The organism is Phreatobacter aquiterrae (assembly GCF_053471285.1).
This window is the reverse complement of record NZ_JBJPHW010000003.1, coordinates 1-21,176: the sequence shown is the minus strand read 5'-3', so window position 1 is coordinate 21,176 and position 21,176 is coordinate 1. Positions and strand designations below refer to the sequence as shown.

Here is a 21,176-nt window from a genome sequence, read left to right as displayed (position 1 = left end):
TTCGCCTGAAGGCCGCATGTTGCGGCAGTGCACACGCGACCCTAGATGGCAATTGTCTCGGACTTTTGGAAGGCAAGCTCTGTGCGACACTTCGTGATCGGCCTCCTCGCCTGTCTTCTTCTTGCAGCGCCCGGCCCGGCGAGCGCCCAGCAGGACAGGCCGATCGCCATCGTCGCGCTGGGAGACAGCCTGACGGCGGGCTACCAGCTGCCGCCGGGCGACGCCTTTCCGGTCAAGCTTCAGGCGGCGTTGAAGGCGAAAGGGCTGAACGTGACCGTCGAGAATGCGGGCGTGTCAGGCGATACCTCCACCGGCGGCCTGGAGCGCCTGGACTGGGCGGTCGGCGACGGTGTCGATGCGGTGATCCTCGAACTCGGCGCCAATGACGCGCTGCGCGGCATCGACCCGGCGGTGACCCGCCGCAACATCGACGAGATCATCACCCGGCTGAAGGCGCGCGGCGTTGCGGTTCTGCTCAGCGGCATGCTGGCGCCGCCGAACATGGGGCCGCAGTTCGCGGCAGCCTTCAACCCGATCTTCCCGGAGCTTGCCGCCAGCCACGGCGTGCTGTTCGACCCGTTCTTCCTGGAGGGCGTCGCGGCCGAACGCGACCTCAACCTGTCCGACGGCATGCATCCCAACGCCCGCGGTGTCGACGCGATCGTCGCCCGCATCCTTCCCAGGGTCGAGGAACTCATCGCACAGGTGCGATCGCGCCACGGCGGTTGACGCGTCCGCGACGGCCTCCTAATCCCGGGCATCTCCCCAAACGATCGGCTTGTCCCCATGCAGACCCGTCCCCTCGGCCGCACCGGCGTGAACGTTCCCGTCGTGTGCCTCGGCACCATGACCTTCGGCGAGCAGAACACGGAAGCCGAGGGCCATGAGCAGATGGACTATGCCGTCTCGCGCGGCATCACCTTCTTCGACACGGCCGAAATGTATGCGGTGCCGCCGAAGCGGGAGACCTACGGCTCCACTGAGCGCATCATCGGCTCCTGGCTCAGGAAGCGCGGCCGGCGTGACGACATCTTTCTGGCCTCGAAGGTCGCCGGCGCCGGACAGATGGACTGGTTGCGCCCGGACGGCGCGCCGACCCGGCTCACCCGCGTCCAGATGCAGACGGCGCTCGACCAGAGCCTCAAGCGGCTCGGCACCGACTACATCGATCTCTACCAGCTGCACTGGCCGGAGCGTCCGGCCCCCTTCGGCGCCAACCCGACCCGCTTCGACTCCGAGCTGTGGAAGCCGCGCGAGGATGAGACCCCGATCGCCGAACAGCTCGACGTGCTGAGTGATTTCGTCAAGGCCGGCAAGGTGCGCTTCATCGGCCTGTCCAACGAGAGCGCCTGGGGGACCATGTCCTTTCTCAGGGAGAGCGAAGCGCGCGGCCTGCCGCGCGTCCAGTCGGTGCAGAACGCCTATCACCTGCTCAACCGCACCTACGAGACCGCCATGGCGGAAGTCACGCTGCGCGAAGAGGTGGGGCTGCTCGCCTACTCGCCGCTGGCGCAGGGGTTCCTGACCGGCAAGTATCTCGACGGCGCCCGTCCGCCGGGGGCGCGGGTCACGCTGTTCGACCGCCAGCAGCGCTACCAGAAACCCGGCTCCGAGCCGGCCATCAGGGATTACCTCGCGATCGCGCGCGAGGCCAGCCTCGACCCTGCCGCACTCGCCATCGCCTTCGTCGTCAGCAGGCCCTTCGTGACTTCGGCTATCATCGGCGCGACGTCGATGGCGCAACTGAAGACGGCTATCGATGCCGGCGAGGTGGCGCTGTCGGCGCAAACGCTGGCGGCTATCGATGCCGTCCACCAGTTGCGGGGCAATCCCGCGCCGTGAGCCGCCGGGGAAAGCCGGAGAATCCTCTTGGAATCCGGCCGCGGACCGGATAATGATCTTCAACAAGATTCGAGGCGGCCCGGGGTCTGCTCCGCGCTTCGAACGCAACATCAAACAGGTCTGGTGGGGTTTGGCACGTCGGAGGCAGGCGCGAGGGGCGCCTTGATCCGATCCCGAGTGAAGGACGAAGCGCACAGGATGCGCGCGGGGCATGACGGAAAGTCGTCGCCCCGAACCCTGAAGATCGCTGATCTGCCGCACGTGGCAAGGCCGGGAACGACAGCCCGAGTGCTCCGCCCGCGACAGGCCAAAGGACCCGGATGCACCGCCTGGACGCGGGCTCCGCTTGAGGAGGTCGATAAAGGACCGACATGAGAAACAGCAACAACAAGCGCATGCGCGGCCGCAACAATCGCGGCGGCGGCAAGGGCCCCAATCCGCTGTCGCGGAGCTACGAGTCCAACGGACCGGACGTGAAGATCAGGGGCACGGCCCAGCACGTCGCGGAGAAGTATCTCCAGCTCGCCCGTGACGCCCATTCGTCCGGCGATCCTGTTTCGGCCGAGAGTTATCTCCAGCACGCCGAACATTATTTCCGCCTCATTGCCGCCGCCCAGGAGGCGCTCCGCCAGCAGCAGATGCCCCGCGTCGAGGGCCAGCAGGCGGATGACGAGGGCGAGGACGAGGACGATGACGATTTTGCGTCCCCGTTCGACAAGCGCTTCGAATCGCCCGTCGTGGCGAAGCCCGAGCCGCCGCCCCAGCCGCCGCGCGACTTCGGTGGCGGACAGCGGGACTACCAGGGCCAGCGCGATTTTCAGGGTCAGCGCGACTTCAGTGGCGGCCAGCGCGAGTTTGGCGGTGGTCAGCGCGACTTCCAGGGCCAGAATCGCGGTGATCGTTTTCCGGGCGGCGGACAGCAGCGTTTTCAGGATCGCCAGGATCGACCTGACCGGCAGGATCGACCTGACCGGCAAGATCGACCTGACCGGCAGGATCGCCCGGACCGGCAGGAGCGTCCGCGCCCGCAGCACGACCCTGTAGCCGGCGAGCAGCCGGATATCGGCGGTGCCGGGCCGGAGGGCGAAGGCGGCTTCGCGCGGGACGGCCAGCGCGCCGACGGCAGGCCTTTCGAGAGCCGCCGCGAGCGTTTCGAGCGCCGTCGCGCCGAGCGTTTTGCAGAACGTCAGGCCCGCCGTGACGTCGGTGACGATGCGCCGGAAGGGCCGTCCGTGCAGCCCGCCGCTCCGGCGCGCGAGGACGATGTGGGCCTTGGCCTTCCGTCCTTCATCACCGGCGGCAGCGTGGTTGCGCCTGTCGTGGCCGACGAGCCCGCCGCCCCCGCGCCGCGCGTGCGCAAGCGCCGCACGCCGCGTGTCGAGGATGATCCGGTCGACGCCTCCGGCGAAAAGACGCCCGCGGCGGAGTAATCCTCCCCAGCCAATTGAGACGATGAGGGCGTGCCACCGGCGCGCCCTCATGCGTTCGGGGCCTTGCCCTCATGCGGCCGGGCGCGGTAGAGCGCGCCCACGCTCAAAGAGGACACGACCATGGCGACGCACAAGCTTCTCATCCTTCCCGGCGATGGCATCGGCCCGGAGGTCATGGCCGAGGTCGAGAAGGTGGTGGCCTGGTTCGGCAGGCAGGGCGTCGCCAGCTTCGAGACGGAGCGCGGGCTTGTTGGCGGCACCGCCTACGACGCCCATGGCGAAGCGATCTCCAACAGCGACATGGCCCTCGCCCAGGCGGCCGACGCCGTGATGTTCGGCGCCGTCGGCGGCCCGAAATGGTCGGACGTGCCCTATGCGAAGCGCCCCGAGGCGGGCCTGCTGCGCCTGCGCAAGGATCTCGGCCTGTTCGCCAACCTGCGTCCCGCCATCTGCTTCCCGGCGCTGGCCGCGGCCTCATCACTGAAGACCGAGGTGGTCGAGGGTCTCGACATCCTCATCGTCCGCGAGCTGACCGGCGGCGTCTATTTCGGCGAGCCGAAGGAGATCGTGACGCTGGAGGACGGCCAGCAGCGCGCCGTCGACACCCAGCTCTACACCACCTCCGAGATCGAGCGGATCAGCCGCGTCGCCTTCGAGCTGGCGAAGACCCGCCGCAACAAGGTCTCCTCGGCGGAGAAGCACAACGTCATGAAGTCGGGGGTGCTGTGGAAGCAGGTCGTCACCCGCGTGCACAAGGCCGAATTCCCCGAGGTCGAGCTCGAGCATGTGCTCGCCGACAACTGCGCCATGCAGCTGGTGCGCTGGCCGAAGCAGTACGACGTGATCGTCTGCGACAACCTCTTCGGCGACATCCTCTCGGACGTCGCGGCCATGCTGACCGGCTCGCTCGGCATGCTGCCGTCGGCCTCGCTCGGCGCCGAGGATCCGGGCACCGGCAAGCGCAAGGCGCTCTACGAGCCGGTCCACGGCTCGGCCCCCGACATCGCCGGCAAGGGCGCCGCCAATCCGATCGCGACGATCTCGTCCTTCTCGATGGCGCTGCGCTATTCGTTCAAGGCGATCGAGGCGGCCGACATGCTCGACAAGGCGATCACCAACGTGCTGGCAAGCGGTCTGCGCACCGCCGACATCCGGTCGGACAACACCCACCTGATCGGTACGGCCGCCATGGGCGACGCCATCATCAAGGAACTGCAGCACCTGGCGGGCTGAGCCCACGCCGCGACGGCAGGCTGGCGCGGCGGGTGCCGCACCCGTTCCGGTTCAGGTCCGGAAGTCGATGTTGAGGCCGGGCTTGGTCATCTGCTTCGGCTGCTTCGACGTGCCGATGGTCGCGGTGAAACCTTCCATGCGCGACAGGTGCTGGCGCGCTTCCGGCGACAGCGTCACCGTCACGTTGGCGACCTTGGTGCGCGGCGCCGACGTGGTCTGGCGCACGGCGCTCGCCGAGGGCAGGCCTCCCGCGTTTTCTCCCGTCGGTCCGGTAGCACCGGCGCCGATCTGACCGATGGCCATGGCAGCCTCCTCCATTCTGGTTGGCGGAGACCTTGGCGAATTATGGTTAACCGGCGGTTAACCGGGCGTTCCGGTTTGCCCTGGGCGGTTCAGAGCCGGGTGAAGCGCAAGGGCGCCGGGCGCCCGTTGCGGTCCGTTACGGCGGATGCGGGAGGCGTCGTCGCGGCCTGCGCCGGGCAGGGCTGGCGGGCGAGCTCGGCTCTCGCGAAAAGCGTGCCGATGGCGCCGTCCCGCACGCCGACGGCGAACAGGCGGTCGATGAAGCACGAGGCCTCCTGCCGGCTGACGATCTCCGGGCCGCCGTTGCACACCCAGCCCGCGATGCGCAGCGCCGCGTCGGGGGCGTGAAGCATGAAGCCGAGGCAGGCCTTCGGGCCGTGATCCGTATCGAGCATGAGGTCGGCGGCTGCCATGGGTCCGAACTTGGTGGCCAGCGGAAGCGGGCTCGGCGACACCTGCACAGCGGCGCCGAGATCGGCGGCAACCGACGCGAGATCCTCGGCGGCGGTCGCTGAGGGCATGTCGCCGCGATCGACGACGAGGGCGGCATGGCGGCGCACGTCCGCCGCCTCGCCGAACTGGAAGAGTTCGCGCGACAGGCCGTCGGAGCGCCTGAGATGGGTCGTCTCCATGCCGAGCGGCTTCCATCGCGGCGCGTCGACGTCGAACCCGCCGTGGCGGGCGGCGACGCTGCGCCACACCGGCGGAGGCTCGGCCGCGGCCTCGGTCGCCATCGTCGCGCGCAGCGGCGCATCGGACGGGTAAGCCCGGCCGGCGATGGTCCAGACCAGGGTCGAGGCGAGGACGACGATGGTCGCGAAGGCCATGAGGGCGAGCACGGCGGACCGCGTGCGGCCATCCGGAAGCCTCACGCCCTGCTCCAGCCTGATGCGCATCCCATGCCCTCCCCGGTCTGCTGGGGTCATCGTGCGCGGGCGACGTCGTGATCCGGTTGAGGGACATGGTTGACGCCAGGTGAACGGGCAACGTGGTGAACGCTTGGTAAGGCCGGCCTGACATGGCGTTGCCGGACCGCAACAGCCCGGCAAAAGCTGGTTTCCCTAGCGCAAGGACTCGTTGACTCTCGCCACGGAATTTCTTCACTCGGCAACTGAAGAGAAACCGATCGGCCCTCTTTCTCGGCGCGTCACCGCCGGGTGGAAAGGGCGGCTTGGGAGAGGGTCATGGGAACTGGATGGACGCGGCCTCTGGCCGCCGCGGCGGTGGCCGCCTGCGCATTGGCTGGTATTTTAGCACCACGAGACGCCGCGGCGCGCGAGGTGGTCCGCATCAACGTCAATGCGGAGCCCGGCACGATCATCATCCGCAATTCCGAGCGTCGCCTCTATCTCGTCCAGGGCAACGGCACGGCCATCCGCTATCGGGTTGCCGTCGGCCGGCAGTCCGAGCAGTGGGAGGGGCGCACCGTCATCAACGGCCGGCATGTGCGACCGGCATGGTCGCCGCCCGCCGTCGTCAGGCGTGCCAATCCTCGCCTTCCGGACGTCATCCCCGGCGGCGCGCCGAACAATCCCATGGGCGAGGGCGCGTTGACCCTCGCCGGCGGCGAATACGCCATCCACGGCACCTCGGCCAGCATGCGCCGGTCGGTCGGAACCGCTGCCTCCTTTGGCTGCTTCCGCATGCTGAACGAGGATGTCGTCGACCTGATGAACCGCGTCGGCGTCGGCGCCCAGGTGATGGTCACGCGCTGAGCGCGGCATCCCCGCTTGAAATTCGAAGGCCGCGCCTGGGCAAGGCGCGGCCTTCATTGTTCGTGGCTCAGGCAAGATCGGCCAACCAGCGGCGGGCGAGTGTCACGTCGGCCTGGGTGAGGCCATGGCCGGCGGGCAGGACCTCGTGCGCGACGCCGGCGCCCGCCGCGGTGAGTTGGCCTGCGAGCTGGACGGCATCCGCCTCGGGCACGATCGGGTCCATGGCCCCCGAAAGGATCAGCACCTGCTTGCCCGAGAGGTCTGCCCTGGGCGGGTCCGGCAGCGGCACCATGGCGCGGATCAGCACGGCGCCGGCCAGCACCTCCGGACGCAGCAGCATCAGCGCGGCGGCGATGTTGGCCCCGTTCGAGAAGCCGACGGCGATGGGCGCCGACAGCCCGTGCCGCGCCTGAATATCGGCGACGAAGTCTGCCAGCTCGTGCGCGCGCCGGACGACGTCCTCATGGTCGAACACGCCTTCCGCCAGACGGCGGAAGAAGCGCGGCACGCCGTTCTCCAGCACCCGTCCGCGCGGCGACAGCAGGGCGGCGCCCGGCGCGATCATCTGCCCGAGCGGCAGGAGGTCGGTCTCGTCACCGCCCGTCCCGTGCAGCAGGAGAAGGGGCGCGGCGCCCGGCATCGCGCCAGGAACGAAACGATAGACGAAGTCAACAGCGGGACTGGTGGCGGTAGTCATGGCGCAGGTCTCCTCGGGGGGATGGTCGCCGCGCCCTGGGCACTGGTACGGCGACACGTCGCGTTCAGGGTCAGTCGAGGGACGGAAGCACGGCCTCGATGCGGGCGCGTTGCGTCTCGTATTGCGCCGGCAGCTTCAGGGCCTCGCCCAGCGTCTCCGCCGGCTCGTCCACCGCGAAGCCGGGCGTGTCGGTGGCGATCTCGAACAGCCCGCCACCCGGCTCGCGGAAATAGACCGAGCGAAAGTAGTTGCGGTCGCGCTGTTCGGTGACGCGCTGGCCGTGCTGCGTCCTCAGCCGCTCGACCATCGCCGCTTGTGCGGCGTCATCGGCCGCACGGAAGGCGATGTGATGCACCGAGCCGGCCCCCTCGCGGCCGGGCAGGAACCCGCCGGCGGCACGGATGTCGACGATGCCGCCGAGGGGATTGCCCGGAACACGGTAGCGCGTGACGGAGCCCTCGGTCGCCTCCTGCGCGAAGCCAAACACGTCGGTCAGGATCGCGCCGGTCGCTTCGCCCTTCTCCAGCAGCAGCGAGACGCCGTGGAAGCCGCGGATCGCGTGCGCGTCGGGAATGCCGCCGCCCGTCCAGGCCGGCTCGGCGCCGCTGCCCGGCACGCAGGCGAGAGCCAGGCGCATGCCGTCCGGATCGCGGAAGGCGAGGACGGATTCGCCGAAGCGCTTCTCGATCGTCTCGTGTGGCACGCCCTTCTCGACGAACCGGTGCGTCCACCAGCCGAGCGCGCCTTCCGGCACGCGGAAGACCGTCTCCTGCGTCTGGCCGATGCCGAGCCGTCCGGGCGCGGCATGCTCCCAGGGGAAGAAGGTCAGGATCGTTCCGGGGGATCCCGCGGCGTCGCCGAAATAGAAGTGGTAGGTGCCGGGATCGTCGAAGTTGACGGTCTTCTTGACCAGCCGCAGCCCCAGCACCTCCGTGTAGAAGGCGAGGTTACGGCGGGCCGGGCCGGAAATGGCGGTGACATGATGAATGCCGTTGGGGGACATGGCGAACCTCCTGCCGACGCCCGTTGCGTCGTGCAGACGGCAAGATAGGCACGCTGGACCCTGTCGCTAGCGCAAATGCCTTGCGCGGATGCAAGATAATCGTGCGGCTCCTCCCATCGCTGCGTGCGAGGCTGGCGAGGCGGTCTGCTCAGTTCGCCTTGGGGAAGACGTAGATGAAGGTCGCGAGGCCCGTTTCCGGCGTGGTCGCGGGATCGCGGACATATTCCTCGACGAAGGCGTCCTCGGCGGTGATCGAGCGCTCGTCGAGGTGGTTGGTGATCTCGTCGTAGGTCTGCTCGATGGTGTCGTAGCCGCCGTGATGGACAAAGCGCAGCGCCTTGCCCGCCGGGGTCTGCCCCGGCTTGGCCGGCGCGTAGCTCTCGGCAGGCTTGTCGATCGCGCGGACGGGCAGGATCGCCTCGTAGTCGACCGAGTCGTCGGAGGAGGACACGAAGCGGATCATCGCCGGCCCGGAGGCGACGGCGCCCTGCGCCTGCGCGAGCACGCTCAGGTCGGCAATCGCCTTGCGGAACGTGCCGTAGAGGTCGTCCCAGGTCGTCTTGCCGGAGAGGACGAGGGCAGGCCTCGCCTCCAGCGTGACCTCGTCGCCGAACCCTGCGGCCTGGATGGCCTCGTCGGTGGGGAGGACGCTGTCAGTGCCCACCGGCGCTGCGGGTGCGGTCGCATCGGGCGCCGGGGCGGGAGCCGACGGCGGCGTTGCAGGGAGAGGGACGGTCTGTGCAGCGGGCGGTGGCGTGACGGCCGGTTGGGCTTCAGCCCGTGGGCCCGCCAGCCCGAGCACGAGCATCGTCAGCGCCGCCAGTGTCGTCCTGTCGATCGGCCGTCCGTTCCGCCCGCTCATGTCGTGCCCATGCCTCCCAGCCCGCCGTCGCCCGGACGATTTTGGACTTGGCGAGGATAGCCTATATAAAACCCACGCAACGTGTCCTCCTCATCACATTCCCTGACCAACTCCCACGGGAGATAACGGGTCCCTGCCATGAGCCCGCTCGCCAACCATCCGTTCTGGAAGATGAACGGCGCCGGCAATGAGATCGTCGTCGTCGACCTGCGCGCCTCCAGCCACGTCGTCACCGCCGTCGAGGCGCGGGCGATCGCGGCTGACGAGCATTCGCGCTTCGACCAGATGATGGTGCTGCACAGGCCGCGCACGCCCGGCACGCGCTGTTACATCCGCATCTACAACACGGACGGATCGCAGGCGGGGGCTTGCGGCAACGGCACGCGCTGCGTCGCCTGGGTGCTGGCCGAGGAGGACGGGGCCGACAGCTTTCTGGTCGAGACCGTCGCCGGCCTTCTCGCCTGCCGCCGGACCGGCCCGCACGCTTTCTCCGTCGACATGGGCGAGCCGCGCTTCGGCTGGCAGGACATTCCGCTCGCCGAGGAGTTCCGCGACACGCGCGCCATCGAGCTCCAGATCGGCCCGATCGACGCGCCGATCCTGCACTCGCCCTCGGTCGTCTCGATGGGCAATCCGCACGCCATCTTCTGGGTCGACGATCCCTATGCCTACGACCTGACGAAGATCGGACCGATGCTGGAGAACCATCCGATCTTCCCCGAGCGCGCCAACATCTCGCTCGCGGCGGTGACGGCGCGCGACCACATCGTCCTCTGGGTCTGGGAACGCGGGGTCGGCATCACCCGCGCCTGCGGCTCCGCCGCCTGCGCCGCCCTCGTCTCTGCGGCGCGCACCAAGCGCACCGATCGCGCCGCCACCGTGTCGCTGCCGGGCGGCGACCTGTTCGTCGAGTGGCGCGAGGACAATCACGTCATCATGACGGGGCCGACCGAGGTCGAGCATCAGGGCACCTTCGCCCCCTCCCTCTTCGCCACGGCCGCCTGACGCCATGGATGCCCCGCGCTCCTCCGTCGAGGTCGTGACCTTCGGCTGCCGGCTGAACACGTCGGAATCCGAGGTGATGCAGCGGCTTGTCGCCGAGGCCGGGCTGACGGACGCCATCGTCGTCAACACCTGCGCCGTCACCGCCGAGGCGACGCGGCAGGCCCGACAGGCCATCCGCCGCATGAAGCGCGAGAACCCGAACGCGCGCATCGTGGTCACCGGCTGCGCCGCGCAGACCGAGCCCGAGGTCTTCGCCGAGATGGCCGAGGTCGACCGTGTCATCGGCAACGACGAGAAGATGAAGGCGGAGGCATGGGGCGAGACCCGGCAGGCGCTGTCGCGCGGTCCGGATTTCGGTGTCGCGGCTTCCGAGAAGGTCGCCGTCAACGACATCATGGCTGTGCGCGAGCAGGCGCTGCACCTCGTCGACGGGCTTACCGGCCGCTCGCGCGCCTTCGTGCAGGTGCAGAACGGCTGCGACCACCGCTGCACCTTCTGCATCATTCCCTTCGGCCGCGGCAACAGCCGGTCCGTGCCGATGGGCGAGGTGGTGGCGCAGGTCCGCAAGCTCGTCGAGAACGGCTACCGCGAGGTCGTGCTGACCGGCGTCGACATCACCAGTTACGGACAGGGGCTTCCGGGAGAACCGAAGCTCGGGGCGCTCACCAAGGCGATCCTCAGGCATGTGCCCGAGCTCGAGCGCCTGCGCATCTCCTCCATCGATTCCGTCGAGGCCGATCCCGACCTGATGGACGTCATTGCCGGCGAGGCGCGGTTCATGCCGCACCTGCACCTGTCGCTGCAGGCCGGCGACGACATGGTGCTGAAGCGGATGAAGCGCCGGCACCTGCGCGACGACGCCATCCGTTTCTGCGAGGACGTCCGCTGCCTGCGCCCCGATATGGTGTTCGGCGCCGACATCATTGCCGGCTTCCCGACCGAGACCGAGGAGATGTTCGCCCGCTCGCTCGCCATCGTCGACGAATGCGGGCTGACGCACCTCCACGTCTTCCCGTTCTCCCCGCGACCCGGCACACCGGCGGCGCGGATGCCGCAGGTCCCCCGCGACGTCGTCAAGGATCGCGCCCGCCGCCTGCGCGAGAAGGGGGAGGCGGCGCTTGCCGCCCATCTCGACGCCATGGTGGGGAAATCCTTCGCGGTTCTGTCCGAGACGAACAGCATGGGCCGCACGGAACACTTCACGCCAGTGCGTCTCGTCGCACCGGTCGAGCCGGGCCGCATCGTCTCCCTCGCCATTGCCGGCCACGACGGCCGCGAGGCCATCGCCGCCTGACCCTCGTCCTACAGCTCCTGCACGTTCCGCTCGGCCCGGCGGATGGCGAGCCGGACGGCGGCCGGAACCGGCTCGATGACCGGCACGGGCAGTTGATCGGCGATCTTGCGTGCCGCCACCGCCAGCGGCCCTCCACCGATAACGATCGCCTTCGCGCCGAGTTCCCGCACGGCGCGCCGTCCCGCCTCCAGCAGCGCCAGGCCGAGGCCCTGCCGGTCGGCCATGACCTGGTGCACGTCGCCGCCGGTGAGGACCGTGCCGAGGAAGAGGTCGCCGTGGCCGTAGGCTTCGGCGCGCCGGGCGATGGAGTCCGTCAGATCGGGTGTCGTCGTCACCACGGCGAAGCGGCCGTGGCGCGCCGCCTCCGCCATGCCGGCCTCGGCAATCCCCGTGACCGGCACGGCGATGCTGCGCCTGAGGTCCTCGAGAGCCGGGTCGCCGAAGGCGGCGATGATGACGCCCTGGTAACCGAAGGGCGGGCGCGCCGCCATGAGCGTCGTGACCGCGTCGCGGCCGATCTCGAGTTCGGCCGGCCCGGTGATCAGCGGAACGCCGAAGGGCGCCGACATGCCGTCGATCTCGATCGATGGCGCGCTCTCGCGGGCGATCCCGACCATCGCTGCCGTGGTGGCGTGGCTGGTGTTGGGATTGATCAGCAGGAGCCGCATCAAAGACCCGCCGGGTGAGGAATGGCCGGGGCCGACACGATATCGGCGCGGATGGAACCGGGGAATGTCGGCGGGGCGGAGCACGCTGTAGCCAGCCGCCTCGTCCCGCGCCGGCCGTCGCCGGCCCTGTGCCCGTCCTCGCCCATGTCCATCGTCCTGCCTCCGGGCGGCTGCCGCCGTGCTGCCGCCCTCGTGGGCATTGCGGCAGCAAGAGGCGTGCCTTCCGGCTTGCCTGCCCCCTGCGACGGCGATCCGCCTCGATTCCGGGCGCGTCATGCCGCGGGCGCCGATCCCGACGTGATGCCGGAAGCGGCAGTTTGCCTCCGGACCGATCTCTCGTCACCCGCGTCCCCGCATGGCCGGACGGGGCTTGGTGCGGCTGGCAAGGCGCTGTGATTTCGCGCAGCATGGGGCCCTTCCCACCCGCCGGCCAAGCCGGTCATTCGTCAGGTGCCTGCCCCATGAGCCATGAACTGATCGTCGCCCTCGGTGAGCGGCATTACCGGGTCGAGCGGCCGTTCGGCGCCTGGCCGCAGAACGCCGGCTTCGTCACCGATGTGACGGTGGACGGACGCGGCCACGTCTTCGTCATGCTGCGGCACGACCCGCTGGTGCATCCGGCCGATCCGCGCGTCATCGAGCTCGATCCGGAAGGCCGCTATCTCGCCGGCTGGGGTGGCGCGGAGATCGCCGATTCCCACATGCTCACCGCCACGGCCTCCGGTCATCTCATCGCCGTCGACCGCGACATGCACGAGGTCATCTGGTTCACCCCTGACGGCCAGCGGGTCGGCCAGCTCGGCCAGCGCGGACAGCCCCATTCGCCCTTCAACCACCCCACCGACGTCTCCATCGCTCCGTGGGGCGACATCTACGTGTCCGACGGTTATGGCGCCGCGCTGGTGCACCGCTTCGCCCCCGACGGTCGCCACCTGCAGAGCTGGGGCGGGCAGGGGTCCGAGGACGGCCAGTTCGTCTGGCCGCATTCGCTCTGGACCTTCGCCGACGGCCGCGTCGTCGTCATCGACCGCACATGGAACCGCGTGCAGGTCTTCGACGGCGAGGGCCAGCACCTTGAGACCTGGCACGACTTCTACCAGCCGGTGGGCATCTGGGGCGACGCGGAGGGCAACGCCTACATCACCGACATGGTGCCGAGCTTGACCAAGATCGCGCCCGACGGCACCCGCATCGGCCGTTGCCGTCCGATGCTCAACGGCGCGCACGGCCTCTATGGCACGCCGTCCGGCGACATCCTGCTCGCCGAGGGCAATCCCAGCCGCCTGACGCGACTGAAACTGCTGGGATGACATCGCAGACCAGTTGCCAAAGCCCGCCCTTGAGGCTAAAAGCCGGCGCGATTGCCGCCTTAGCTCAGCTGGTAGAGCACCTCATTCGTAATGAGGGGGTCGTAGGTTCGAATCCTATAGGCGGCACCAATCATTTCAATGAGTTCGACGGGTTCTAGAGCCCACTGCCCTTGTCGGTGTGCTTGTTCTGTTCGTTCTTGATCCCGCCCTGCTGTTGATGCCCCTTTTGGGCCTCGTCGCCCTTCGGCCAGGCCTTGGGCGGGTTCTGGGTATCCGGCTTCATCTTGGGATGGAGTTCGCGGTTCATGATGATCCTCCTGTTGGTTTGAGGGAAACCATCAGTCCCACAGCTCTGTTCCCTGCCTTGGCTGCTTGATGCCGGGTGGGTTCGCGGCGGGACACGTGGCTGGACGAGGCTGGGGCGCTGCAGAGACCTCTGCCGGATGGCAAGCCAGTGATTGTGGCCAGCATGGCAGGCGCTTGGGTGAGAACGTCTCAGGACGTGCAGGCGGCCCGGCGGCCGCGACGCGATCTTCCCGCTCGTGTAACGCGACCGCATCGATCGCCGTCACGGCGGGAACCGCCAGCGTTCAGGATCCTCGTCGCCGGCATCACGGCTGAAGAACTCGGACACGTGGAGCTGGTGAGCAACGGCGTCGCCATGCTCAATAACGGCCCGGACTCCGACGCCGACGAAAGCGACGGCGGAGATATCGCCAACGCGCCCTAGGAGATGATGAAGGACATTCGTCTGGCAAGCGGCTTCTTCTCGCATGCCGGAGGCGCAACCCCCGTCAACGCCAACGGCGCAGTGTGGAACAATGATTTCGTCACCACCACCGGCAACATCATCGTCGACCTGCTCCACAACTTTCATCTCGAGTGCGGCGCGCGGCTTCACAAGCTGCGGGTCTATGAGACGTTGACGGATCCCACCGGCCGGGAAGTCTGCGGCTACCTTCTCGTGCGAGGCTCCGTGCACGCGCATGCCTATGGGTTGGCCCAGAAGAACCTCACAGGCGTCGATATCGAGAAGATGCTGCCGACGCCCGACATCAACCTGGACAAGATTCCGGAGTGCCAGAAGTACCTGGACGAGGGGTCTCATCGTCGCCTCTACGCGTTCAGCCCGGAGGACTACCGGGATATCGCGGGCGTGTGGACAGGCAAGGCCCTGCCCGGCGATCCGCCGGGTGAACTGGAGGTGGTCGAAGGCATGCCGGAAGGCGGCAAGAGGTGGCGGTTAACTGGGAACTCGCGACATCTGTCGTTCTACCAGTCAGATGGTTCTCGTCGGGACGTTGGCCCGGTCCAAGCACGATGCGGGTCCACATGCTCTCGACGAAAACGGGTCACCTTCGACATGACGCAGTTGGCTGAAGGCCCAGGGCGGGCAGCAGACTCCCGCGGCACATGGGCGCGTTGCGGCGACATGCGATACTGCAGTACTCGTCGCCATGGGGTTCCGGTCCTCAACCAAGCCCATGCATGACGGGAACGATGGCGCGTGAGGGCGACCCGCCACGCAGGCCCCGCTGCCGAACGGACCGGAAATGGCCCGTCTAGGCAGGCCCGGACGTTGGTTGATATTCACCAAACGGGATGCAGCCTCGTCGATTCTGTCTTCGGCCCGACGATGGAGACTTGCGGCCCGACAGGCGAGGCTCGCGGATCATGTATCCTTGCATCGGTCCTGATCATCACAGGCGCCCCTGGTGACCTTGTCCTGAGGAGTTCCGATGGCTCTACCAACCCTCGCCCCCTTCGCGGAGGTGGCGCTGCTGCTGGGGATGGCGGCCGCGATCGGACTCGTGGGCATTCTGATTCGACAGCCGCTGATCGTCAGCTTCCTCGCGGTCGGCCTCATCGCCGGTCCATCGGCGCTGGATGTCGTCCGCTCCAACGCCCAGATCGACCTCCTCGCCAAACTCGGTATCGCCGTCCTGCTGTTTCTCGTCGGCATCAAGCTCGATGTGAAGCTGATCCGTTCGCTCGGTGCAGTATCGCTGATGACCGGGCTCGGACAGGTCGCCTTCACATCGATCTTCGGATATCTGATCGGCTTGGCCTTGGGGCTCGATCATCTGACCAGCCTCTATGTGGCTGTCGCGCTGACGTTTTCGTCGACGATCATCATCGTCAAGCTGCTCTCGGACAAGCGCGAGATCGATTCTCTCCACGGCCAGATCGCGCTCGGCTTCCTGATCGTTCAGGACCTCGTGGTCGTGCTCGCCATGATCGCGCTCTCCGCCATCGGCATCGGGTCGCAGGCTGACGGGCATGGCAGCGGATCGGTCCCCATGGTGCTGGCCTCAGGTCTGGCCATGGTGGGCCTGGTCGTCGTCTTCGTCCGCTACATCGCCACGCCCCTGACCGAACGGCTGGCCCGCTCACCGGAGCTTCTGGTGGTCTTCGCGATTGCCCAGGCGACGATGTTCGCCGCACTCGGTGATCTGGTCGGTCTTGGCAAGGAAGTCGGGGGTCTGATGGCGGGGATTTCCCTCGCATCGACACCCTATCGCGAGACGATTGCGGCGCGGCTTGCGCCGCTGCGCGATTTTCTCCTGCTGTTCTTCTTCATCGCGCTAGGCGCCACGCTCGACCTGTCGCTCCTCGGTGCCCATGTCACGGCCGCCGTCGTGTTCTCCCTGTTCGTGCTGATCGGCAACCCGCTTGTCGTCCTCGCCATCATGGGAGCGATGGGCTACCGCAAGCGGACGGGGTTCCTTGCCGGCCTCACGGTGGCGCAGATCAGCGAATTCTCGCTCATCTTCATGGCCATGGGGGTGAGCCTGGGACATGTGTCGAAGGATGCCCTGGGGCTCGTCACGCTGGTCGGCCTCGTGACGATCGCCGCCTCGACCTACATGATCACCTATTCCCACCAGCTCTACGCGGTGTGTGAACCGCTGCTCGGCATCTTTGAGCGGCGCGGCGCTCCGCGAGAGACCCGGGCGGGGATCCCTGCCGGGTCCGGCCCGCCCGCCGAGGTGATCCTCTTTGGGCTCGGGCGGTTCGGCACCGCCATCGGCCTGCGTCTTCAGAAGCGCGGGATGAAGGTCATGGGCGTGGATTTCAACCCGCTGGCGGTCCGCCGCTGGCAGGAACTGGGGCTGGACGCGCATTTCGGCGACGCGACCGATCCGGAGTTTCTCGCGGACATGCCTCTCCAGCAGGCCGGCTGGATCGTCTCGACGGTTCCCCAGCACGTGACCGGCCTGAGCCAGGAGAACACCAACGCCACGATTCTCCAGTTGACGCGGTCGGCCGGATTTCAGGGCCGCATCGCCGTGGCGTCCCATGCGTCAAAGGAAGCGGGCGTCCTGCTCGCTGCCGGCGCCGATGTCGTCCTTGAGCCGTTCCAGGACGCCGCCGACCGCGCCGTCGAACTGCTGTGCGGCGGCCAGGAGGCGGGGCGCACCGACTTCCCCGAAATCGACACGGAGGGCCGTCAGGTGATCTGATCCATGTTCGGCACTTATGCTGAAGAGAAGAGCAGCATGCCGACCTCTCAGTTCATGTAGATCGATCAAGTCTCAAATAGACAAAATGGAATTCGCATATACCCTCAGCGTGTCGCGAATACTGGCGAAACGCCACTGCGCGTGCCGCTATTTATACGATTGAGATACGTCAATTGACGAAGGTCGCGCGTCCACTACATTGCGCGTCTCGCTGTCGACACTGACTTGACCGTTGGAGGCCCCATGAAACGGATCCTGGTAGCGACCGACTTTTCGACGCGATCCGATCGCGCAATCCGACGGGCCTCGTTGCTTGCTCGCAAGAGCGGAGCCGCGATCTCGCTCCTGCACGTCGTCGACGGCGACCGGCCGGACTACCTCGTGTCACTCGACCGGGACGCGGCAGAGAAAGCTCTTGCGGAACTCTCCCGAACGATCCGCGACGTTGACGGCCTCGCCTGTGACTATCGGGTGACCCTGGACGATCCCTTCGAGGGCATCGTGGCGGCGACCGGGACGATGCAGGCGGATCTGCTGGTGATCGGCCCGCACCGACGCCAGATCCTGCGCGACGCCTTCGTGGGCACAACGGCCGAACGGGTCATCCGCCACAGCCAGGTCCCGGTCCTGATGGCCAACGGTCTCCCCGCCGGTCCCTACCGGCATGTTCTGGCCGCATCTGATCTGTCAACCTACTCGGCCGAGGCCGTGGGTGCCATGGCCCGCCTCGATCTGGCCGCCGGTGCCGAGGTCTCCCTGTTCCACGCGATCGATATTCCGGAGGTGGCGCTGATGATCCGCGCGCCGACGCCGCTTCAGGAGATCAAGCACCATATCGGATCGCGCGAGGCCGCAGCAGCCGACGAACTGCGCGCTTTTGCCGGCACATTGCCGCTGGTTCCGCGGCATTGCATCGCGCGGGCGGCGGAGGGCACGACGGCCACCGCCGTCCTCCAGGCGGCGGCGACTGCCGAGGCCGATCTCATCGTCATCGGCACGCGTGGCCAGTCCGGCTTTTCGCGGTTTCTGCTGGGGAGTGTCGCGGAGGCCGTGCTGCGGTCCGCGACGATCGATGTCCTCGTGGTTCCGCCGGCAGACCAGATCGCCGCGCCATGACGTCGTGCTCGTCAGCACCGTCGCTGACAGGCGGCCCGCCGCCGGCAAAGGAAGGACACGACGATGACCGCGATGATCACGGCGCTGGCGATCGCGATGCTGTTGCTGGCGAGCGGCGTTGTCCTGCGGCTCACCTCGCCCTGGCTGGCCCGGCTCTTCCTGCCGGCCTCGCTGATCGGTGGCCTCGTCGGACTCATGCTCGGTCCTGACATGCTGGGCAAGGCCGTCGCCGTCGCCGCGGGCGATGGCCATGCGCTGGCCGCGGGGATGATCACGGGCGAGGCGAGGGCGGTGATGGCGCAGATCCCTGGCCTTGCCATCTCCGTCGTCTTCGCCGCCCTGTTTCTCGGCGAGCGCATTCCGGGTCCGGCGGAGATCTGGCGTATCGCCGGGCCGCAGGTCGCATTCGGCCAGACGCTGGCCTGGGGCCAATATGTGGTCGGCATGGTTCTCGCCATAGCCGTCCTGACCCCGGTTTTCGGGTTGCCACCCGTGGCAGGCGCCCTGATTGAAATCGGATTCGAGGGCGGCCATGGCACCGCGGCCGGTCTCGCCGCAACCTTCGAGGCTGTCGGATTTCCCGAGGGTCGGGACCTGGCTCTCGGCCTCGCAACCGTCGGGGTCGTGGCCGCCGTTCTCATCGGCGTGGCCCTGATCAACTGGGCGGCACGGCGCGGAATCATCGATCCCTCGGGAAGGCTCGTCGGTGCGGGCCCCGCCCCTTTGCAGGAAGAGACGATGCGGCCGGCACGGTCGCTCGACGATGTCATCGCGCCGCTGTCGATGGCCGCCGTCTTCATTGCCCTCTCGATCGGGCTCGGATGGCTCATCCTGCGGACGCTGACCCTTGCCGAGCAGTCGGTCGTGCCGCCCCAGGCCCCCGGGGTTCTCGGCCACATGCCGCTCTTTCCCTTCGCCATGATCGGCGGGGTCATCGTCCAGCAGGTGATGACCGCCTTCGGGCATCAGGCGCTGATCGACCGCCGGATGGTGCGTGCGCTCAAGGGTCTCGCCCTCGATCTGCTGATCCTGTGCGCTGTCGCCACCCTGTCGCTCGCCGCCATCGGGACGCACCTCGTGCCTTTCGCGTTGCTGGCGACGGCCGGCATTGTCTGGAGCGTCGCCTGCTTTGCGCTGCTGGCGCCTCTCCTCATGCGGGAATGGTGGTTCGAGCGCGCCATCGCCGATCTCGGACAGAGCCTTGGAATGACGGCGACCGGGCTGATGCTGCTGTCGATGAGCGACCCGGGAAGCAGAAGTCCGGCGCTCGCCAGCTTCGGCGCCAAGCAATTGCTGTTCGAGCCGATCGTCGGCGGCGGCCTGTTCACCGCCGCCGCCATGCCCCTGATCGCCGCGTTTGGACCATGGCCGGTCCTGGCGTTCACCGGGGTGGCTACGGTGTTCTGGCTGACGCTCGGGTTGATCCTCTTCGGCGGCGGACGGGCCGAACCCGGACGAGAGCACGCCTCATGATCCGCCATGCCGCGACGCTGCCGCCATCGCTCCCTGCAACTTCGAGAACACCAGAATCGAGACGCCGATGAGGGAACAGTGGGGATCGAGCGCAGGGTTTGTCGTCGCCACGATCGGCGCGGCGGTCGGGCTCGGCAATATCTGGCGATTCGCCTATGTCACCGGCGAGAACGGGGGCGCGGCCTTTCTTCTGATCTATCTCGGTTTCGTCCTGGTCATCGGCCTGCCGCTGATGATCGCCGAACTGGCGCTCGGCCGCAGGGCGGGCGCCGATGCGGTCGCCGCCTTTGAGCATGGCCAGGGGTCTTCGGTCTGGCGCCATGCCGGCTGGCTCGGCGTGATCGCGGCGGGCCTCATCCTGAGCTACTACGCCGTGATTGCGGGCTGGGCGCTGCGTTATGTCTTCGGAGCCGCGACGGGAGAGCTCTGGGGCTCGACGGGCACGGGCTTTGGCGCCTATTTCGAGGCCTTCATCAGCCATTCCGTCGAGCCGATCCTCTGGCAGGCGGCGATGCTGGCGGCGGCGGCGCTCGTGGTCAGCGCGGGCATCAAGGGCGGCATCGAGCGGATCAACCGGTGGCTGATGCCCGCTCTGGCGATGATCGTGCTGCTGCTGGCCGCCTTCTCGGTAACGCTGCCGGGCGGCACGCGCGGCGTGGCGTTCATTCTCGCCCCGGACTGGAGCGCCTTTTCGCGCCCGGCGGTCTATCTCAATGCGCTCGGCCAGGCCTTCTTTTCGCTCGGCGTCGGCATGGCGGTCTTCATCACCTATGGCAGCTATCTCGACCGGGGCACGAGCATTCCCCGTGCGGCTGTGGCGGTTGCAGCCGGCGACACGCTCTTCGCCATCCTGGCCGGGCTTGCCATCTTTCCGGCGGTCTTCGCTTTCGGAGGCGACCCGGCTGCGGGGCCGAGGCTCGCCTTCATCACGCTGCCACAGGTCTTCGTCCAGATGCCGGGCGGCTCCGTCATCGGCCTCGTCTTCTTCCTTCTGCTGGCGGCGGCGGCGCTGACATCCATGATTTCTCTGCTCGAGGTTCCCGTGTCCGTCGTGGTCCACCGCACCGGGCGGTCGAGACCGGCTGCGGTCGCCATGGTGACCCTTGCCGTCTTTCTGGCCGGACTGCCCTCGGCGCTGAGTTACGGCGTGCTGGAGCGCTGGAAGATCGGCGGGCTGCCTCTGCTGGATCTGGTCGATCAGACGACCTCCAACATCCTGCTGCCGCTGTGCGGACTGGCCTGCGCAGTCTTCGTTGGATGGCGTCTGGCCCCGGCAACGGCGCTCGCAGACGCCGATCTCGGCAACACCCGGGTCGGATGGGTCTGGTGGTGGCTTCTCAGGGTCGTGGCGCCTGCCACGATCGTTCTCATTCTCCTGCGGTCGTTCGCATGGTTGTGAGCAAGGTGGTTGCCGTCTCCGCGAGCCCCGGCACGATGCCCTGGCCCCGAGGCCGCAAGTGATGAGCGGGATCATCGTCATGCTCGCCGCACTCGCGGCACTGGTCATCCTGACCTATCGCGGCGCCAGCCTGCTGCTCAGCGCGCCGGCCCTTGCCGTCCTGGCCGTGCTCGTCGCCGAGGGCGGGCCGGTTCTGGCGACCTTCACCCAGGTCTTCATGCCGGCAACCGGGCGTTTCATCATTCTCTATTTCCCGCTCTTTCTGCTGGGCGCCGTCTTCGGCAAGCTGATGGAGGCCAGCGGCAGCGCAAGGGTTCTCGCCGATGCCTTGAGGGACGGCCTCGGGCCGCGACACGCAATCC

The 21,176-nt window shown here is 68.0% G+C and carries 19 protein-coding genes, 1 tRNA gene and 2 pseudogenes; 15 read left to right on the top strand and 7 right to left on the bottom strand.

Annotated features, from left to right (window positions below):
• The first annotated feature begins 45 nt into the window (after positions 1–45).
• The 4 genes from ACJ4V0_RS05125 (at position 46) to leuB (ending at position 4,505) form a co-directional block, all read left to right on the top strand.
• Positions 46–729 carry an arylesterase gene (locus tag ACJ4V0_RS05125; protein ID WP_448298492.1) on the top strand — a complete coding sequence of 228 codons (684 nt, stop codon included), beginning with the start codon at positions 46–48 and terminating at the stop codon, positions 727–729.
• A gap of 57 nt (positions 730–786) precedes the next feature.
• Positions 787–1,842 (top strand): aldo/keto reductase, encoded by a 1,056-nt coding sequence (locus ACJ4V0_RS05120; RefSeq protein ID WP_448298491.1) that lies wholly within the window; start codon positions 787–789, stop codon positions 1,840–1,842.
• Positions 1,843–2,213: 371 nt separating this feature from the next.
• Positions 2,214–3,272, top strand: a complete 1,059-nt coding sequence (locus ACJ4V0_RS05115; protein ID WP_448298490.1) for a DUF4167 domain-containing protein — start codon at positions 2,214–2,216, stop codon at positions 3,270–3,272.
• A 120-nt stretch (positions 3,273–3,392) separates the two neighbouring features.
• On the top strand, positions 3,393–4,505 hold the full coding sequence (gene leuB / locus ACJ4V0_RS05110; RefSeq protein WP_448298489.1) for a 3-isopropylmalate dehydrogenase: 1,113 nt from the start codon (positions 3,393–3,395) through the stop codon (positions 4,503–4,505).
• Positions 4,506–4,556: 51 nt separating this feature from the next.
• Here the strand turns inward: leuB and ACJ4V0_RS05105 are convergent, their stop codons facing one another.
• A complete protein-coding gene (locus tag ACJ4V0_RS05105; protein WP_448298488.1) occupies positions 4,557–4,808 on the bottom strand; it encodes a hypothetical protein in 252 nt (83 codons plus the stop codon).
• A gap of 89 nt (positions 4,809–4,897) precedes the next feature.
• Complete coding sequence (locus tag ACJ4V0_RS05100) at positions 4,898–5,704, bottom strand: hypothetical protein (protein ID WP_448298487.1); 807 nt, start codon at positions 5,702–5,704, stop codon at positions 4,898–4,900.
• Between the two features lie 288 nt (positions 5,705–5,992).
• Between ACJ4V0_RS05100 and ACJ4V0_RS05095 the strand changes: the two genes are divergently transcribed.
• Entirely contained in the window at positions 5,993–6,523 is a 531-nt protein-coding gene (locus ACJ4V0_RS05095; protein ID WP_448298486.1) for a L,D-transpeptidase, read from the top strand.
• A 67-nt stretch (positions 6,524–6,590) separates the two neighbouring features.
• Here ACJ4V0_RS05095 and ACJ4V0_RS05090 read toward each other — a convergent pair whose 3' ends face one another.
• From ACJ4V0_RS05090 to ACJ4V0_RS05080, 3 genes are all read right to left on the bottom strand, one after another.
• Complete coding sequence (locus tag ACJ4V0_RS05090; RefSeq protein ID WP_448298485.1) at positions 6,591–7,220, bottom strand: alpha/beta hydrolase; 630 nt, start codon at positions 7,218–7,220, stop codon at positions 6,591–6,593.
• A gap of 70 nt (positions 7,221–7,290) precedes the next feature.
• Positions 7,291–8,223 (bottom strand): ring-cleaving dioxygenase, encoded by a 933-nt coding sequence (locus tag ACJ4V0_RS05085; RefSeq protein ID WP_448298484.1) that lies wholly within the window; start codon positions 8,221–8,223, stop codon positions 7,291–7,293.
• Positions 8,224–8,371: 148 nt separating this feature from the next.
• Complete coding sequence (locus tag ACJ4V0_RS05080; protein WP_448298483.1) at positions 8,372–9,085, bottom strand: GyrI-like domain-containing protein; 714 nt, start codon at positions 9,083–9,085, stop codon at positions 8,372–8,374.
• Between the two features lie 138 nt (positions 9,086–9,223).
• Here ACJ4V0_RS05080 and dapF point away from each other — a divergent pair, with 138 nt between their 5' ends.
• Both dapF and mtaB read left to right on the top strand, forming a co-directional pair.
• Positions 9,224–10,090 carry a diaminopimelate epimerase gene (dapF, locus tag ACJ4V0_RS05075; protein ID WP_448298482.1) on the top strand — a complete coding sequence of 289 codons (867 nt, stop codon included), beginning with the start codon at positions 9,224–9,226 and terminating at the stop codon, positions 10,088–10,090.
• A 4-nt stretch (positions 10,091–10,094) separates the two neighbouring features.
• Positions 10,095–11,384: a tRNA (N(6)-L-threonylcarbamoyladenosine(37)-C(2))-methylthiotransferase MtaB gene (mtaB, locus tag ACJ4V0_RS05070; protein ID WP_448298481.1), complete on the top strand. Its 1,290-nt coding sequence runs from the start codon at positions 10,095–10,097 to the stop codon at positions 11,382–11,384.
• Positions 11,385–11,392: 8 nt separating this feature from the next.
• On the opposite strand, the gene ACJ4V0_RS05065 is transcribed toward mtaB, so the two are convergent.
• Complete coding sequence (locus tag ACJ4V0_RS05065; RefSeq protein WP_448298480.1) at positions 11,393–12,052, bottom strand: aspartate/glutamate racemase family protein; 660 nt, start codon at positions 12,050–12,052, stop codon at positions 11,393–11,395.
• A gap of 461 nt (positions 12,053–12,513) precedes the next feature.
• Here ACJ4V0_RS05065 and ACJ4V0_RS05060 point away from each other — a divergent pair, with 461 nt between their 5' ends.
• Entirely contained in the window at positions 12,514–13,362 is an 849-nt protein-coding gene (locus tag ACJ4V0_RS05060) for an NHL repeat-containing protein (protein WP_448298479.1), read from the top strand.
• Between the two features lie 53 nt (positions 13,363–13,415).
• Positions 13,416–13,491: transfer RNA gene (locus tag ACJ4V0_RS05055), tRNA-Thr, on the top strand.
• Between the two features lie 25 nt (positions 13,492–13,516).
• On the opposite strand, the gene ACJ4V0_RS05050 is transcribed toward ACJ4V0_RS05055, so the two are convergent.
• On the bottom strand, positions 13,517–13,669 hold the full coding sequence (locus ACJ4V0_RS05050; protein ID WP_448298478.1) for a hypothetical protein: 153 nt from the start codon (positions 13,667–13,669) through the stop codon (positions 13,517–13,519).
• Positions 13,670–13,951: 282 nt separating this feature from the next.
• On the opposite strand from ACJ4V0_RS05050, the pseudogene ACJ4V0_RS05045 reads away from it, so the two are divergent.
• From ACJ4V0_RS05045 to ACJ4V0_RS05020, 6 genes and pseudogenes are all read left to right on the top strand, one after another.
• Positions 13,952–14,614: pseudogene (locus tag ACJ4V0_RS05045) on the top strand (manganese catalase family protein); the annotation flags it as partial.
• A 487-nt stretch (positions 14,615–15,101) separates the two neighbouring features.
• A complete protein-coding gene (locus tag ACJ4V0_RS05040) occupies positions 15,102–16,826 on the top strand; it encodes a cation:proton antiporter (protein WP_448298477.1) in 1,725 nt (574 codons plus the stop codon).
• A 243-nt stretch (positions 16,827–17,069) separates the two neighbouring features.
• Positions 17,070–17,942 carry a universal stress protein gene (locus tag ACJ4V0_RS05035; protein ID WP_448298476.1) on the top strand — a complete coding sequence of 291 codons (873 nt, stop codon included), beginning with the start codon at positions 17,070–17,072 and terminating at the stop codon, positions 17,940–17,942.
• A 63-nt stretch (positions 17,943–18,005) separates the two neighbouring features.
• A complete protein-coding gene (locus tag ACJ4V0_RS05030; RefSeq protein ID WP_448298475.1) occupies positions 18,006–19,415 on the top strand; it encodes a sodium/glutamate symporter in 1,410 nt (469 codons plus the stop codon).
• A 67-nt stretch (positions 19,416–19,482) separates the two neighbouring features.
• Complete coding sequence (locus ACJ4V0_RS05025; protein ID WP_448298474.1) at positions 19,483–20,814, top strand: sodium-dependent transporter; 1,332 nt, start codon at positions 19,483–19,485, stop codon at positions 20,812–20,814.
• A 61-nt stretch (positions 20,815–20,875) separates the two neighbouring features.
• Positions 20,876–21,176: pseudogene (locus ACJ4V0_RS05020) on the top strand (GntP family permease); the annotation flags it as partial.

Bases quoted from the DNA above. Each gene is read 5' to 3' on its own strand.
- ACJ4V0_RS05030 (WP_448298475.1), top strand. From the start codon at position 18,006: ATGACCGCGATGATCACGGCGCTGGCGATCGCGATGCTGTTGCTGGCG.
- ACJ4V0_RS05065 (WP_448298480.1), bottom strand. From the start codon at position 12,052: ATGCGGCTCCTGCTGATCAATCCCAACACCAGCCACGCCACCACGGCA.
- ACJ4V0_RS05105 (WP_448298488.1), bottom strand. From the start codon at position 4,808: ATGGCCATCGGTCAGATCGGCGCCGGTGCTACCGGACCGACGGGAGAA.
- dapF (WP_448298482.1), top strand. From the start codon at position 9,224: ATGAGCCCGCTCGCCAACCATCCGTTCTGGAAGATGAACGGCGCCGGC.
- ACJ4V0_RS05120 (WP_448298491.1), top strand. From the start codon at position 787: ATGCAGACCCGTCCCCTCGGCCGCACCGGCGTGAACGTTCCCGTCGTG.
- ACJ4V0_RS05035 (WP_448298476.1), top strand. From the start codon at position 17,070: ATGAAACGGATCCTGGTAGCGACCGACTTTTCGACGCGATCCGATCGC.
- ACJ4V0_RS05025 (WP_448298474.1), top strand. From the start codon at position 19,483: ATGAGGGAACAGTGGGGATCGAGCGCAGGGTTTGTCGTCGCCACGATC.
- ACJ4V0_RS05060 (WP_448298479.1), top strand. From the start codon at position 12,514: ATGAGCCATGAACTGATCGTCGCCCTCGGTGAGCGGCATTACCGGGTC.
- ACJ4V0_RS05085 (WP_448298484.1), bottom strand. From the start codon at position 8,223: ATGTCCCCCAACGGCATTCATCATGTCACCGCCATTTCCGGCCCGGCC.
- ACJ4V0_RS05095 (WP_448298486.1), top strand. From the start codon at position 5,993: ATGGGAACTGGATGGACGCGGCCTCTGGCCGCCGCGGCGGTGGCCGCC.
- leuB (WP_448298489.1), top strand. From the start codon at position 3,393: ATGGCGACGCACAAGCTTCTCATCCTTCCCGGCGATGGCATCGGCCCG.
- ACJ4V0_RS05090 (WP_448298485.1), bottom strand. From the start codon at position 7,220: ATGACTACCGCCACCAGTCCCGCTGTTGACTTCGTCTATCGTTTCGTT.
- ACJ4V0_RS05100 (WP_448298487.1), bottom strand. From the start codon at position 5,704: ATGCGCATCAGGCTGGAGCAGGGCGTGAGGCTTCCGGATGGCCGCACG.
- ACJ4V0_RS05115 (WP_448298490.1), top strand. From the start codon at position 2,214: ATGAGAAACAGCAACAACAAGCGCATGCGCGGCCGCAACAATCGCGGC.
- mtaB (WP_448298481.1), top strand. From the start codon at position 10,095: ATGGATGCCCCGCGCTCCTCCGTCGAGGTCGTGACCTTCGGCTGCCGG.
- ACJ4V0_RS05040 (WP_448298477.1), top strand. From the start codon at position 15,102: ATGGCTCTACCAACCCTCGCCCCCTTCGCGGAGGTGGCGCTGCTGCTG.
- ACJ4V0_RS05125 (WP_448298492.1), top strand. From the start codon at position 46: ATGGCAATTGTCTCGGACTTTTGGAAGGCAAGCTCTGTGCGACACTTC.
- ACJ4V0_RS05050 (WP_448298478.1), bottom strand. From the start codon at position 13,669: ATGAACCGCGAACTCCATCCCAAGATGAAGCCGGATACCCAGAACCCG.
- ACJ4V0_RS05080 (WP_448298483.1), bottom strand. From the start codon at position 9,085: ATGAGCGGGCGGAACGGACGGCCGATCGACAGGACGACACTGGCGGCG.